The organism is Limnochorda sp., from assembly GCF_047459355.1.
Classification (GTDB): Bacteria; Bacillota; Limnochordia; order Limnochordales; family Limnochordaceae; genus Limnochorda.
Genome location: NZ_VSCV01000010.1, coordinates 13,662 through 27,420, shown reverse-complemented (window position 1 = coordinate 27,420; position 13,759 = coordinate 13,662). Strand labels below are relative to the sequence as shown.

The following is a 13,759-nucleotide window of genomic DNA, read 5'->3' as shown; positions in this document are numbered from 1 at the left end:
AGGGGTGTGGGTGGCCCGTCGAGCTCCCGATCCGTCGGCCCGGCTTCACCTGGTGGTGGGGGCGGAGCCAGGGGGTGTGGAGACTGTTCTGGAGCAGATCCGCGAGGCCCATGGGGTGGGTGAGGGGAGCCCCCAGTGGGAGGAGCTCCGGCTGGACGGGAGTGAGCAGGACGCGGAGCGGATCCACGGTGCCCTGGCCGGCGGCTCCCTCTTTGCCAGCCACCGCTTGGTCCTCCTGCGGCGGGTAGAGGAGGTGCCGCCGGAGGCGCAGGAGGTGCTGGTGGCTCTGGTGGACCCGCTCCCGCCGGGGGTGGTCTTGGTCCTCACCGCCAGCCGCCGGGACGGCCGGACCGGCCTCTTCAAGGCCCTCAAGGCCGCGGAGACCTGGGATCTGACGCCGCCCGACCGGGCGGCCGATCTGGCCCGTTGGGTGGAGGAGCAGGCCCGGGCCCAGGGGGTCACCCTTTCCAAGGCCGCGGTCCAGCGGCTGCTGGAGGTGGTGGGGGGTGAGGCGGCCCTCATCCCCGGCGAGCTGGCCAAGCTGGCCACCTACGCCAGCGACGGTGCCCCCGTCACCCCGGAGGTGGTGGACGCCCTGGCCTCCACCGCCTGGCCCGGCCTGCCCCGTTACGCGGTCTTCGACCTGGTCGATGCGGTGAGCCGGGGGGATGCGGCCATGGCCCTCACCCGGTTCCGAACCCTCCTTCGCCGGGGCGAGGAGCCCCTGCGGCTTCTGGCCATGCTGGGCCGCCAGCTCCACCTCTTGGGGGTGGCCCGGGGGCTCCAGGCCCGGGGCGAAGGACGGCCCGAGGCCCTCATGGAGGCGACGGCCATCAAGTCGCCCTTCGAGGCGAGGAAGATCCTGCAGCTGGCCACCCAGTGGGATGAGGTCCGGCTGGCTCAGGCCGCGGAGCTGGCGGCGGAGGCCGATGAGGGAATGAAAAAGGGCGCCTCAGCGCCCACAACGATGGAACTTCTGGTCCTTGCGCTCTGCCGCTTGAGCCGCGGGACGAGCCCGGGCCCAAGCTAGCCTCACTGGCCTTCGGTGGCCGCGGCGGCTTGGAGCGCGTTCAAGCGGCGAGCGAGCCGCGACTTCCGCCGGGCCGCCTGGTTGGGGTGGATGACACCCTTCCGGGCGGCGCGGTCCAGGGCCGTGAAGGCCTCCTGCAGGCGGGCGGTGGCCAGCTCGATGTCACCGCGCTCCAGAGCCAGACGAACCTTCCGCACGGCGGTCCGGGTGGCACTCTTGATCGCCTGGTTCCGCCGCCGCCGGCGCTCCGCCTGGCGGGCCCGCTTGGCGGCCGATCGCGTGTTCGGCAACGAACCTTCCCCCTCTACGCGGATCAAAACCGCATGCATTCTACCACGTTGGACGGGCACGATCAACCGTCCGTTCCCAGCCTTTACCCAGCCAGGAGCACCTGCGCCAGCAGGATCTTGCCGATCATGGCGATGGGGTAGACGGCCGCGTAGCCCATGTTGGGCTGCTCCGACCGGGCCTGCTCGGTGGCGAAGGCCAAGGTGGCCGGCTGGGTCTGAAGCCCTGCCACCATCCCCGTCAGGACGTGCAAGGGGACCTTAAAGAACCGGAGCCCCAAGACGAAGGCGATCAGGCTGAAGCTCAGGGCGACCAAGGTGGCGCCCACGAGGATGGCCCAGCCCGAGGCGCGCAGGGTTTCGGCGAGGGCGTAGCCCGACCGGGTGCTCACCCCGGCGAGGAAGAGGACCAGCCCCAGCTGGCGCAGGGTGAGGTTGGCGTTGTGGGGCTGGATCCAGACGATGGGGCCCGTCCGCCCCACCAGGCCCAGGATCAGCGCCACCACCAGGGGTCCACCGGCGAAGCCCAGGCGCAGGACGGTCCCACCGGGCAGGGGGATGGGAATGAGCCCGACGAGAAGGCCGAGGGCGATCCCCAAGGAGAGGCTGGGCACGTCCACCTCCGAAAGCTGGCGGTAGGAGTCGCCCAGGAACTTGGCCGCCGCCGGCAGCTGGTCCCGGGGGGCCACCACCCGCACCTGGTCGCCGAGCTCCAGCACCATGTCGGCGGTGGGGATCAGGTCCACGTCGCCCCGCTTCACCCGGGTGATGGTCGCCCCGCACCGCTCTTTCAGGTTCAGGTCGCGGATGCGGCGGCCCGCCACCTCCCGGTTGGAGACGAAGATCCGTCGGAAGTCGAGCTGGGACCGGTCCAACTCAGGCCGGACGTTACTGGGGACGCCCAGGTGGGGCACCACCTGATCCAGGGAGTCGGCGGAACCGACGAGGGTCACCACGTCGCCCAGGGCGAAGGTGGTGGCGCCCGTGACGATCTGCTGCTGCCCCTGCCGGACGAGCCGGGCCGCCACCACGTTCCGGGCGGCCGCAGGCAGGGTGGGCCAGAGCTCCCGGACGGGGATGTTGGTCACCTCAGCCCGGGTGATCTCCACCGCCCGGCTGTGGGGGGGCTCCACATCTCCCTCTTCCCCGGCGGCTCCCCCTTCGGCCCCGGGGCTCGTCCCCCAGCGCCGGGTGGCCACGTAGCAGGCGCCGATGACGATCAGCACCCCGACGGGGTAGGCCAGGCTGTAGCCGACGGCCGGCAGGGCCAGGGGTTCATTGGTCCCGCCGATCCGCTCCAAGACCGCGGCGAGGGCGGGCGTGTTGGTCAGGCTGCCGGCGAACAGCCCAGCCAGGAGCGGCCCGGGCAGGCCCAAGAGGCGGCCGATGAGCCAGGAGGCCCCGGTGGTCAGCAGGAGGACCAAGAGGGCGAAGCTCGTATCCCGCAACCCCCGGCGCCGCAGGCCGGCAAAGAAGCCCGGACCCGAGGCCAGCCCTACCGTATAAACGAAGAGAACAAGGCCGAACTCGTAGACGATCTCAGGCAGGGCCAGCCTGGGGTCGAGAGCTCCGACGGCCAGACCGGCGAAGAGGACGGCGGCCACTCCCAGGCCGAATCCGTGGATCCGGATTCGGCCCAGGAGGTACCCCAATCCCGCCACGATGAAGAGGAGCAGCAGGGGATGGGAGGCCAGGAGATCGACGACCGACTGCCACAGGGAGGAGGAGCTCATACCTGCGGTCCCGCCCGTCGCACAGCCTCAGGCACCGAGGCGGCATAGGTTTCGAAGTTGGCCTTGAACATCTGGGCCAGCTTCCGGGCCTGCTCGTCGTAGGCGGCCGGGTCGCTCCAGCTGCTCCGCACGTCCATGACTTCCTGCGGCACACCGGGCACCCGCTCGGGCACGCGCAGCCCGAAGATGGGATCGGTCTTGAGGGGCACGTCGTCCAGCTGCCCCTCCAGGGCGGCCTTCACCATGGCCCGGGTGTAGGCGATGGGCATCCGGTGCCCCACCCCGTAGGGCCCGCCGGTCCATCCGGTGTTGACCAGCCAGACCTTCACCTGGTGCTTCGCGATCTTCTCACCCAGAAGCTGCGCGTAGACTTCCGGGTGGAGGGCCATGAACGGGGCGCCAAAGCAGGAGGAGAAGGTGGCCTGGGGCTCCGTCACGCCCTTCTCCGTCCCCGCCACCTTGGCCGTGTACCCGGAGAGGAAGTAGTACATGGCCTGCTCAGGCGTCAGGTGGGCGATGGGCGGCAAGACACCGAAGGCGTCGGCCGAGAGGAAGATGATCGTCTTGGGGTGGCCGCCCCGCCCGGACCGGATGGCGTTGGGAATGTGGCTGATGGGGTACGCGGCCCGGGTGTTCTCCGTCAGGGAGTCGTCGTCCAGGTCGATCCGCCGGGTGGCGGGGTCGATGGCCACGTTCTCCAAGATGGTCCCGAACATCCGGGTGGTCTGGTAGATCTGGGGCTCAGCCTCGGGGCTGAGGCGGATCACTTTGGCGTAGCAGCCGCCTTCAAAGTTAAAGATCCCATCGTCGCTCCAGCCGTGCTCGTCATCGCCGATCAGCTGGCGGTCCGGGTCGGCCGAGAGGGTCGTCTTCCCCGTGCCCGACAGGCCGAAGAAGAGGGCCACCTCGCCATCCTTCCCCTGGTTGGCCGAACAGTGCATGGAGAGCACCTGCTCCTGGGGCAGGAGGAAGTTGAGGACGGTGAAGATGGACTTCTTGATCTCCCCCGCATAGCTGGTGCCGCCGATGAGGACCAGCCGGCGGGTGAAGTTGAGGACCACGAAGACGCCGCTGCGGGTCCCGTCCACCTCGGGCACGGCGGTGAAGCCGGGAACCTGGATTACGGTGAAGCGGGGCTCGAAACCCTGAAGCTCCTCAGGGGTCGGCTGGATGAAGAGGTTCCGGGCGAAGAGGTTGTGCCACGCCCGCTCGGTGATGACCCGGATGGGCATGCGGTACTTGGGGTCCGCGCCGGCGAAGAGGTCTTGCACGAAGATGTCCTTCCCCTGGAGGTAGGCCAGGAGACGGTGGTACAAAGCTTCGAAACGCTCGGGGGGCATGGGCTGGTTGGATTCACCCCACCAGACCCGGTCGTGGGTGGTCTCGTCATCCACCACGTACTTGTCGCGAGGGCTGCGGCCCGTGTGCTGCCCCGTCCGCACCACCAGGGGGCCCAGGTGGGACAGGAACCCTTCCCGGCGGCGAATCGCCTCCTCGTACAGGGCCGCGGTGGTCAGGTTCCAGTAGACGTTGCCCGGGTTGACAATCCCATGCTTTTCCAGACTCCGATGCATTTCCAGCAAAGCCTCGGCCATTCTGTCGCCTCCCTGTCCGTCCAACCGGACACGTGTCCGGCTGGACCTCCTTACTGAGCGTACCATGTCCATCTTCCCCCGGGTAGGGGCGACCGTCTCAACGGTTGCGGGACAAATGTCACCCGCCGGGATCAAACTTGTCCCGCTGCGCTCGGTTGCACGGGCCTGGGGAGAGCGCGACAATGAAGGTACTTGGGTCTTTTGGGTATCGATCCTCCAAAGGGAAGGCCGACGGAGGATGAGCCAACTCAGGACGAGGGGGACGAAGGCTGTGGCAGGATCCAACGGCTGGCAGCGCGCGGTCGACGGCTCCCTGGAGAGGCTGATCGGCCTGTTGACGGAGCGGATCATCGAGAACGTGCCCCGGGCCCTCGGGCTGATGCAACACCTCACCACCAACCCCACCCACCGGGCGGCCTTGGCCGCCTTCGGGCGCCGCTGGGAGCGGGACCCGGCCCTTCGGCGGCAGGCGGAACGGCTGGCCCGGAATCCCCGGATGATTCAGAAGGTGGCAGTCAACTGGGTGGTACGCGACCTGCTCTGGGGCGGGCGCATCCGGGACCGCCGTTCCGAGGAGCTGGGAGTCCACGTGCCCCACTTCCTCCTGGTGGATCCCACCGAAGGGTGCAACCTGCGGTGCCGGGGGTGCTGGGCGGGCGCCTACGAGACCCACACCCTGCCCTTCGAGCGTCTGGACCGGCTCTTCACCGAGGCGGAGGAGCTGGGCATCCGCTGGATCGTCCTCTCGGGGGGCGAACCCTTCGCCTACAAGCGCCTCCTGGAGCTGGTGGACAGGCACCCCGACCTGGTCTTCATGGCCTACACCAACGGGACCCTCATCGACGATGGGACGGCCGACCGCCTGGCCGAGCTGGCCAATCTCTCGCCGGCCATCTCCCTGGAAGGCTTCCGGGAGGCGACGGACGCCCGGCGGGGCGAGGGGGTCTTCGACCAGGTGGTGGCCGCCATGGACCGCCTCACCGAGCGGGGGGTGATCCACGGCGCGTCGGTGACGGTGACCCGGGAGAACGTGGAGGAGCTCTTCTCCGACGCCTTCATCGACTTTCTCATCGACCGGGGCTGCGCCTACCTCTGGAGCTTCCATTACATCCCCATTGGGCGGGATCCCGATCCTTCCCTGATGCTCACCCCCGAGCAGCGCGCCTGGCTGGTCCACCGGGTGCGGGAGCTCCGGGCCGAGAAGCCCATCTTCATCGCGGACTTCTGGAACGACGGCCACGCGGTGGGCGGCTGCATCGCCGGCGGGCGCCAGTACGTCCACATCAACGCCAAGGGCGACGTGGAGCCGTGCGCCTTCGCCCACTTCGCCACCGCCAACATCCGGGAGACCTCCCTGGTGGAGGCCCTCCGGTCGCCGCTCTTTGCCGCCTTCCAGGCCCGGCAGCCTTTCAACGAGAACCACTTGGTGCCCTGTCCCATCATCGACAACCCCCAGGCCCTCCGGGAGATGGTGGCCGAAAGCGGCGCCTACCCCACCCACCCGGGGGCGGAGACGGTGCTGGAGGGCCCCATCGCCCAGTACCTGGACGAGCTTTCGGCCCACTGGCAGGCTGAGGCCGACCGCCTGGAGGAGACCCTGGGGCTCAAGGGCAAGGTGGGTGTCGTCTAGCCTCCCGCGGGTCCCGGGGCCCCGGGGCCAGGCGCTAGGCCCGGGTGGGCGGATCGGGGCCCTGGAGAGGTGACCTCCATCCCTTCCGAATCGGGCCGGGGACGGACGGACAGCCTAACGGCGTCCAGCCATTTCCCCGGCCCGCCGCGTTCGGGGAAGCGGAGGTGGTTCTCCTGGGCGACGACGCCAGCATGCGGCTGCTGGAAGAGGCCGAGGGCTGGGAGGCCCTCTCAGACCTGGCGCTGGAGGCCCACGGCCTCCTCATCAAGGAGCCGGGGCCGCCGGAGATCCCCGGGGTGACGGTGGACACCCAGGAACAGGACGGCATCACCTTGAGCCGGGTCTTCATTGAAAGCGAGGAGGGGGCCCGGCGGATGGGGAAGCTGCCGGGCCACTACTCCACCCTGGAGGCTCCCCAGCTCCGGAGCCGGAGCGTGGAGATGGAGGAGAAGGCCGGGATCGTTCTGGCCCAGGAGCTGCGGCGCTTCTTCCAGGCCTTGGGGGTGGGGCCCGAAGACGAGACCTTGGTGGTGGGCCTGGGGAACTGGAACGCGACCCCCGATGCCCTGGGGCCCAAGGTGGTCAGCCGGCTCACCGTCACCCGCCACCTCCACCGGATGGTCCCGCCCGAGAAGCGGGGGGGCCTGCGGCCGGTGGCGGCCATCGCGCCTGGGGTCTTGGGGCTGACGGGCATCGAAACCAGCGAGATCGTCCAGGCGTTGGTCGCCCAGCTCCGGCCCAAGCTGGTCATCTGCATCGACGCCCTGGCGGCCCGGGAGAGCCAGCGGCTGGGCATCACGGTCCAAATCGCCGACACGGGGATCCACCCGGGGTCCGGGGTGGGGAACCGCCGGCTGGGGATCACCCCCCAGGTTCTGGGGGTGCCCGTCCTGGCCGTGGGGGTGCCTACGGTGATCCGGGCGGCCACCCTGGTCCAGGACGCCCTGAGCCAGATGGGCCGCCCGGCGGGACCGGCGGCGGAGCGCCTCCTCCAGCCCTACTTCCACTCCATGATCGTCACCCCGCGCGAGGTGGACGATCTGGTGGACAGCATGGCCAACGTGGTGGCCGGGGGCTTGAACGTGGCCCTCCACCCCTCCCTGGACGTGGACGACCTGCTGAGCTCCCTCTTCTGAAGCGGCGCGGCCGGTGCCTGAGCGGGAGAAGGCCCCGTGCCCGTCCAGGGAGGCGGGGCGGGCCGGGTTGGCCGGTGCCCGTCGGGCTTGGGGCTGAAGGGCAAGGTGGCCGCTGCAGGGCTGGGCCTTCGGGTTCAGCCGCCGGGCTCGGGCACCTGGTCCAGCAAGGCCTGGTAAAGGCCGGCGGCCCAGGCCGACGGCGCCTCTTCATCCCAGAGTCGGGCCAGCCACGGGGCCAGAACCTGGTCGTCCATCTGCCGGAGGACCGCCGCTTCGTCGGGGTCCAGGGAAGGGGTGACGGCCGCCTCCGCCCACCGTAGGAGGGCCTGGCTGGTCGCCTCGGGCCAGGGCGCTTCCCGCTGCCACAAGGCCTGATCGCTCAGGAGGGCGGGGACCGCGGGGAACTGGGAGCTGACCCAGGCGTCCTTGGACTGGATGAGGAAGCGGGCCAGTTCCATGGCCAGCCGGGTCTGATCGTCCCCCTGGTAGGGGGTCTGGCGGAAGACCAGGTAGGCGGCCAGGTCGGCGGGCACGTGGAAGGGGCTCCCCTCGGGCCGGGGCGGGGGCAAGAGCACCAGCTCTTCCCGGGGGACGGTCCGCAGGAGGTGGGCGGCCAGCTCGGGCCGGACGGGCGTGATGACGCCCACCCGGCCCTGGAGGAAGCGGGCCACCCGCTCCCGGGCGGCGGCCTCCAGGTTGCGGGGCATCCGGGTCTGCTGGCGGGCCGCCACCAAGAAGGCGGCCACCTCCTCGATAGCGTCCTGGCTCCAGGCCAGGCTCCCCTCTTGGAGCATCAAGCCGTGGCCGCCCGCCGCCATCAGGCTCCGGACGAGTTCAGGCTCCTGGGGATGGACCAGAAGGCCGGGCATCTGGCCCCCGCCGGCCTGGGCGAGGCTCGCCAGGGCCTGGGGGAAGGTCCAGCCTTCTTGAGCCGCCTGGTCCACATCCAGGCCCGTGCCGGCCAGCAGGGAGCGGCGGCCCGCCCAGGTGATGAAGCGGATCCACCGGGGCCAGCCCCAGACCTGGCCGTCGGCCGTCAGGGCTTCCCAGGCGGCCGGAAGGAAGTGGGGCTCGCCGTCCCGGGCCCGGGGCAGGAAGGCGTCCACCGGCACCTGGTAGTTCCGGTCAAAGAGGCGGGGGCTGAGGCTCCCGTAGACGTCGGGGGGCTGGCCGGAGGCCAGGGCGCCCTCCAGCCGGTTGACCGCCTCCCCGGGGGGAAGGAGCTGGAACTCGACGGTCACGTTGGGGTGGACCTCGCGGAAGGCCTCCACCCGGTCCTCCAGGAAGGTCCGGTAGGTGGTGCCGGCGCCGGAGAGGACCACATTCTCCTCCCAAAGGATCAGCCGGTAGGTCCGCTCCGGGTTGATGGGCGCGCGGGGATCGATGGTCACCTCCCCCACCCGGACCGTCGGCCCGGCGCGGGCGAGCCAGAGCGCCACCCCGAGGCCCATCAGGACGAGAAGGCCCAGCCCCGCCAGGAGGGCGCGCCCCTGGCGGCCGTTGGTGCTGATCCGTGCCATGGTCGTCCCCCCATGCCGGAGAGGCCCGCCCCTAGGGGGCCCGCTTCAGGCCCAGCACGTAGTAGATGTCCTCATAGACCCGCCCGTCCTCGGGGAGCCCGTAGAACCGCTGCAGCTCCCGAACGGCCGCCTCCGTCTGGGGCCCGTACCGGCCGTCGGCATACCCCAGGTCGAAGCCCAGCTCCTTCAGCCGGAGCTGGACCTGCACCACATCGGCCCCGGTGGCGCCCGGCTGGAGGGTCCGGTTGAAGGCGAGGTCGGGCGTGGGGCCGACGATGCGGACGGGCGTCCGCAGGGGAACCCACCGGTAGAGCTCCTCCACGTCCCGGTTGAACATGCGGATGCAGCCCTGGCTCGCCTGGGTGCCAATGGACCAGGGTTTGTTGGTCCCGTGGATGCCGTAGATGCCCCAGGGGACGTTGAGGCCCAGCCACCGGGTGCCGAACCCGTCGCCCCAGCCCGAGTCCTTGTGGACGATGAGCCACTCCCCCACAGGGCTGGGGGTGCGGCTGGTGCCCACGGCCACCGGGTAGCTTTTGTACGGCTGGCCGGCGCTGTACAGGGTGAGGGTTCGCTCGTTCACATCGATGACGATGGAGAGGGGCCCTGGGGGCGCCTCCGTCGGCTGAGCGGCCACGGGGAGCACCACGCCGTCGGCCAGGGCAGTCCAGGTGGCCGGGTCCACCATCCCGGAGGGCGGAAGCCCCGCGGTTTGTTGGAACCGGCGGACCGCCTGGGCGGTCTCGGGTCCGAAGAGGCCGTCCAGGGGGCCGTCGTAGAGGCCCAGATCCTGCAGCCGGCTCTGGAGCCCCTGGACGTCGGGATGGGGCTCAGCCGGACGGCCCAGCTGGAGGAAGACCGGTTCCCGACAGACGGTCCCCTCGGGGCCGTAGGGGGTGCCCTCGTCTTCAGCCCAGCCGCCGCCCATGGCGAGGAACAGCCAGAGAAGCCCCATGAGGGCCAGGCGGCCCCCCGGCCGCCCGCGGCGCGGCCTGCGTGGGTTCATCGCCCTCCACCGACCTCCCTTTGGGTTCCACCCCCTTGAGGATATGGGCCCCGGCGGCCCCGTATGTGCGGAGGCCCTGGGGCCTGGCCCTGCTGGCAACCATCTCCAGGGAACGTCTGCCACCCGGGGGCGGGGCATAGCATGGACTGGGAAGGGGGGATGGGCATGGCGGCGCCCCTGCGGGGTTTCCGTTCCGGCGGGGGGAGGCTCCGGCTCGGGGGAAGGAGGGGGCTCCTTCAGGGCCTGGCGGGTGCGTGGCGGCGGGCCGGGACAGGCCGGCGGCGTTGGGCCCGCCGGCGGGAGCTGCCCCGAATGGCGTGGGGCCGGCCGGCCATGGCTTGGGGCCTGGCCCGGAGCTCCCGCCGCCCGCGGGTTGTCCCGTTCTGGCGGCCCGCCACCCTCCCCGGGCCCGGCTGGGCCCTCCGCCCCCTCGGGGACGGGGGACCCGCGCGCCGGGGCCACAGGCTGCAGCGGGCCTTTCCCGCCCGCGCCGCCGGCGCCCCCCGCCCCGTCCCAGCCTTGGGGCGCCTTCTCCTGGTGCTCCTGGTGGTGGGTGGGTTTCTGGTGGGGCGGGGTCTGGGGGCCGTCATCCTCCCTTACTGGGAGGCGGCCGCGCCCTACGTCGATCGCCTGCAGCTCGATGGGGAGCGGGCCGCCCGGCTGGTGGCCAGCGCGCTCCCCCGGGGAAGCGAGGTGGAGGCGGTGGGCAGCGGGGCCCTGGCGGCCGGGGCTGGGGATGGAGAGAGGGAAGGCGCGGCCGTGGGATCCTGGAGCGACCGGATCCAGGGGTGGGCGTCCACCCTGAGCCGCCGCCTGCCCGAGTGGCTCCTGCTCAGTGAGCTGCCGCTCTTGCAGGTGCCTGCCGTCCGGCCGGCCGCCGCCCCCGCGCCCGCCTCAGGCGGACCGGCCGGCCCGGCGCCGAACGGGACCCCGGGGGAAGCGGGCTCGGCCTGGGAGGTGCCCGCTCGGGCCAACCCGACGGTCCGCCCAGCCGGCGTCGCGGGACCGGCCCCGGAACTCCTCGGCCCCGAGGGGGCGTTCCCCGAAGGGGCCTTCCCGGACGGGCCCGCCGCCGCCCCGGCCGGGATCCTGAGCCCCGGCCCGGGACGGGAGCCCTTGGTCCTCCTCTACCACACCCACATCTCTGAGATGTATCAGGAGCCGGGCCAGCCCCTGATGGAGCCCTCCCGCTACCACCGGTTCAACACCACCGACACCGGGGTGGCCCGGGCCGGCGCCGCCTTGGCCCGGGCCCTGGAGGCCCGGGGCATCCCGGTCCTCCACGACCGGGGGATCTACGACGTGCCCTCGCACAGCCAAGCCTACGCCGCCTCAGGGCGGGCCGTCGCCCGGATCCTGGAGGCCCACCCCTCCATCCAGGTGGTGATCGACCTCCACCGGGACACGCCCGCCGGTCTGGTGACCACCGTGGGGGGCCGCCGGGTGGCCCAGATCACGCTGGTGGTGGGCACGGGGACGGAGCCCGGCGGGGACCATGCCAGCTGGCAGCCCAACCTGGCCTTCGCCCAGGAGCTGGCCGCGGCCTTGAACCGGCAGGCCCCGGGCGTCTTCAACCGGATTCTCCGGGTCCCCAACCGCCGGTACAACCAGGAGCTCCACCCCAACGCCATCCTGGTGGAGCTGGGCTCCTACCACAACACCCTGGCCGAGGCGGAGGCGGCCGCGGAGATCTTGGCCGCGAGCCTGGCCCAGGTCCTCCACGAGCGCCTGGCCCGGAGCCCGGGGCCGTCCAAGGGCCTGGCGCCCGCCGGCGAGGCTAGGCCAGGCGGATGATCAAGAGGGCCAGGGCCACGGCGAAGGTGATGGCTTGGGTCCAGACCCCCAGGGGCGGCGCCACCTGGCGGTGGGGGGTGAGGCCCGTGTGGCTGGGGTAGAGGTGGCGCATCCGGCCCTGGAAGAAGAGGTGGGCGACGGCCACCTCCACGTCCGGCAACATACCCCCCAGGCCGCCCCAGAAAGCGGCCCAGGCCAGCCCGCCGCCCGGCTGGGCGAGGGCGAGCCAGGTGAGGAAGAGCAGCCCGGCCAGCCCATCGACGACACCGGGTCCCGTGGTTTGGTAGTCGGTGTGGGGGACGGCGTCCAGCACCCCGTGGCTCACCAGGCCCGTGACGAAGGCGGCCGCCGGGTTGCCGGTGAGGGCCCCCAGGGCGGCCCCCGTCACCGCGTGGACCGAGGCGATCATGCGCTGCCACTCCTTTCCGGACCGATGCCCCCAACCCCACTTTACGCCGGCTCCCGGGTGTTCCGTCGGCCCCTGAGGAGCCTCAAAAGCTCTCGGGTCTCCTCCCCTTGGACCACCAGGCTCACGGCGCCGTAGGCCGCCACCCCGCAGGCGACGGGCACCAGGGTCTCCACCAGGCGGTCGCTCAGGCTGGCCAGGTCCAGCCGGAGGAGGAGCTGGCGGTGGACCACCCCGACCAGCAGGCCCATGACCGCCGAGGCCACCAGGCTGCCTGCCAGCCCCCGGAGGAGCAGGCTACCTTCGATCCGCCCCAGGCGCCGCCGGAGGATGAGGAGGTAGAGGCCCAGGCTGAGCAGGGTGGTGATGGAGTAGGCCAGGGCCAGGCCGGCGTGAGCCAGATCGGTGGCGTGGAGGAAGAGGAGGCTCAAAGCCGTGTTGCTCACCAGGGTGAAGAGGCTGACCCAGACGGGGGTCCGGGTGTCGTGGAGGCTGTAGAAGACCCGGCTCAGGATCTGGGTGCCCGACAGCCCGATGAGGGCCGGCGTGTAGAAAAGGAGGGCTTCGTAGGTGGCCGCGGTGTCCCGAGCACTGAAGGCGCCCGCCTGAAAGAGGAGGCGGATGACGGGCTCCCCCAGCACCGCCAGCCCCACCGCCGACGGCACGGTGACGAAGAGGATGGTCCGTAGCCCCCGGCTGAAGGTGGTCCGGAGGGCGTCCAGCTGCCCCTGAGCGGCCAGCCGGCTCATGGAGGGGAAGAGCACGGTGGAGATCCCCATGGCAAAGACCCCCAGGGGGAACTGCATCAGCCGGTTGGCCATGTTAAGGGCGGTGATGCTCCCCTCACTCAGGGTGGAGGCCAGGTTGGTGCTGATGATCAGGTTGACCTGAGCCACCGAGAGCCCCACCAAGGCCGGGCCCATCAACCGCAGGATCTCCCGCATCCCCTCATGGTGCCAGTCGATGATGGGGCGCCAGCGGGCCCGGCGGACCACGTAGGGGGCCTGGACCAGGACGTTCCCCAAGGCGCCGGCCACGGTCCCGTAGGCGAGGCCGTCGATGCCCAGGCGGGGGCCCAGGAGGTAGGCTCCCAGGATGATGCCGATGTTGTAGACGATGGGCCCCAGCATGGGCAGGACGAAGCGCTGGTAGGCGTTCTGGACACCGATCCCCAGGCCCGCCAGGGCCGTGAGGAAGACCGCGGGGAACATAAGCCGCATCAGGTGGATGAGGAGGGCCTCCTGCTCGCCCGTGAAGCCGTAGGCGACCAGGGGGGCGAGGACGGGTGTGAAGAGGATCCCCAAGACGGTGAAGAGGAGCAGCAGGCTGACCACCAGGTTGAGGAAGGAGCTGGCCACGTGCCAGGCCTCATCCTCGTCCCGGGTGGCCAAGTACTGGGAGAAGACGGGAATGAAGGCGGCCGAGAGGGCCCCGCCCACCAGCAGGTAGTACATCAGGTCGGGGATGTGGAACGCCGCCCGGAAGGCGTCGGTCTCCCAGCTCCGCCCGAAGACCTCCGCCACCGCCCGTTCCCGGACGAAGCCCAAAAGGCGGCTGATCAGGATGAGGATCATGGTCCCGCCGGCCGCCCGGGCCAGCCTCCCTGCTCGGCTCAAAGAGGT

At 71.2% G+C, this 13,759-nt stretch carries 11 protein-coding genes; 4 read left to right on the top strand and 7 right to left on the bottom strand.

Annotated elements, in window-relative coordinates:
* Positions 1–10 precede the first annotated feature (10 nt).
* Positions 11–1,030: a DNA polymerase III subunit delta gene (holA, locus tag FWJ67_RS05400; RefSeq protein ID WP_414481962.1), complete on the top strand. Its 1,020-nt coding sequence runs from the start codon at positions 11–13 to the stop codon at positions 1,028–1,030.
* A 2-nt stretch (positions 1,031–1,032) separates the two neighbouring features.
* On the opposite strand, the gene rpsT is transcribed toward holA, so the two are convergent.
* From rpsT to FWJ67_RS05385, 3 genes are all read right to left on the bottom strand, one after another.
* A complete protein-coding gene (gene rpsT / locus FWJ67_RS05395; RefSeq protein ID WP_304173429.1) occupies positions 1,033–1,320 on the bottom strand; it encodes a 30S ribosomal protein S20 in 288 nt (95 codons plus the stop codon).
* Positions 1,321–1,403: 83 nt separating this feature from the next.
* Entirely contained in the window at positions 1,404–3,050 is a 1,647-nt protein-coding gene (locus FWJ67_RS05390) for an aspartate:alanine exchanger family transporter (protein WP_414481961.1), read from the bottom strand.
* Entirely contained in the window at positions 3,047–4,645 is a 1,599-nt protein-coding gene (locus FWJ67_RS05385) for a phosphoenolpyruvate carboxykinase (protein ID WP_304173425.1), read from the bottom strand. Before FWJ67_RS05385 ends, FWJ67_RS05390 begins: the two co-directional genes overlap by 4 nt.
* Before the next feature lie 271 nt (positions 4,646–4,916).
* Here FWJ67_RS05385 and FWJ67_RS05380 point away from each other — a divergent pair, with 271 nt between their 5' ends.
* The gene (locus FWJ67_RS05380) at positions 4,917–6,275 is read left to right on the top strand and encodes a radical SAM protein (RefSeq protein ID WP_304173423.1); all 1,359 of its coding nucleotides are present in this window, start codon (positions 4,917–4,919) and stop codon (positions 6,273–6,275) included.
* A 164-nt stretch (positions 6,276–6,439) separates the two neighbouring features.
* Positions 6,440–7,411 carry a GPR endopeptidase gene (gene gpr / locus FWJ67_RS05375; protein ID WP_414481960.1) on the top strand — a complete coding sequence of 324 codons (972 nt, stop codon included), beginning with the start codon at positions 6,440–6,442 and terminating at the stop codon, positions 7,409–7,411.
* 134 nt (positions 7,412–7,545) lie between these two features.
* Here gpr and FWJ67_RS05370 read toward each other — a convergent pair whose 3' ends face one another.
* Positions 7,546–8,931 (bottom strand): ABC transporter substrate-binding protein, encoded by a 1,386-nt coding sequence (locus FWJ67_RS05370; protein WP_414482620.1) that lies wholly within the window; start codon positions 8,929–8,931, stop codon positions 7,546–7,548.
* 31 nt (positions 8,932–8,962) lie between these two features.
* The gene (locus FWJ67_RS05365) at positions 8,963–9,937 is read right to left on the bottom strand and encodes a L,D-transpeptidase family protein (RefSeq protein WP_304173417.1); all 975 of its coding nucleotides are present in this window, start codon (positions 9,935–9,937) and stop codon (positions 8,963–8,965) included.
* A 165-nt stretch (positions 9,938–10,102) separates the two neighbouring features.
* Here FWJ67_RS05365 and spoIIP point away from each other — a divergent pair, with 165 nt between their 5' ends.
* Complete coding sequence (gene spoIIP, locus FWJ67_RS05360; RefSeq protein WP_414482619.1) at positions 10,103–11,731, top strand: stage II sporulation protein P; 1,629 nt, start codon at positions 10,103–10,105, stop codon at positions 11,729–11,731.
* On the opposite strand, the gene FWJ67_RS05355 is transcribed toward spoIIP, so the two are convergent.
* The gene (locus tag FWJ67_RS05355; RefSeq protein WP_304173414.1) at positions 11,715–12,140 is read right to left on the bottom strand and encodes a hypothetical protein; all 426 of its coding nucleotides are present in this window, start codon (positions 12,138–12,140) and stop codon (positions 11,715–11,717) included. The two genes, spoIIP and FWJ67_RS05355, sit on opposite strands and share 17 nt — an antisense overlap.
* A 41-nt stretch (positions 12,141–12,181) precedes the next feature.
* A complete protein-coding gene (murJ, locus tag FWJ67_RS05350; RefSeq protein ID WP_304173411.1) occupies positions 12,182–13,753 on the bottom strand; it encodes a murein biosynthesis integral membrane protein MurJ in 1,572 nt (523 codons plus the stop codon).
* Between the last annotated feature and the right edge of the window lie 6 nt (positions 13,754–13,759).

Bases quoted from the DNA above. Each gene is read 5' to 3' on its own strand.
- FWJ67_RS05355 (WP_304173414.1), bottom strand. From the start codon at position 12,140: ATGATCGCCTCGGTCCACGCGGTGACGGGGGCCGCCCTGGGGGCCCTC.
- FWJ67_RS05385 (WP_304173425.1), bottom strand. From the start codon at position 4,645: ATGGCCGAGGCTTTGCTGGAAATGCATCGGAGTCTGGAAAAGCATGGG.
- spoIIP (WP_414482619.1), top strand. From the start codon at position 10,103: ATGGCGGCGCCCCTGCGGGGTTTCCGTTCCGGCGGGGGGAGGCTCCGG.
- FWJ67_RS05390 (WP_414481961.1), bottom strand. From the start codon at position 3,050: ATGAGCTCCTCCTCCCTGTGGCAGTCGGTCGTCGATCTCCTGGCCTCC.
- FWJ67_RS05365 (WP_304173417.1), bottom strand. From the start codon at position 9,937: ATGAACCCACGCAGGCCGCGCCGCGGGCGGCCGGGGGGCCGCCTGGCC.
- FWJ67_RS05370 (WP_414482620.1), bottom strand. From the start codon at position 8,931: ATGGCACGGATCAGCACCAACGGCCGCCAGGGGCGCGCCCTCCTGGCG.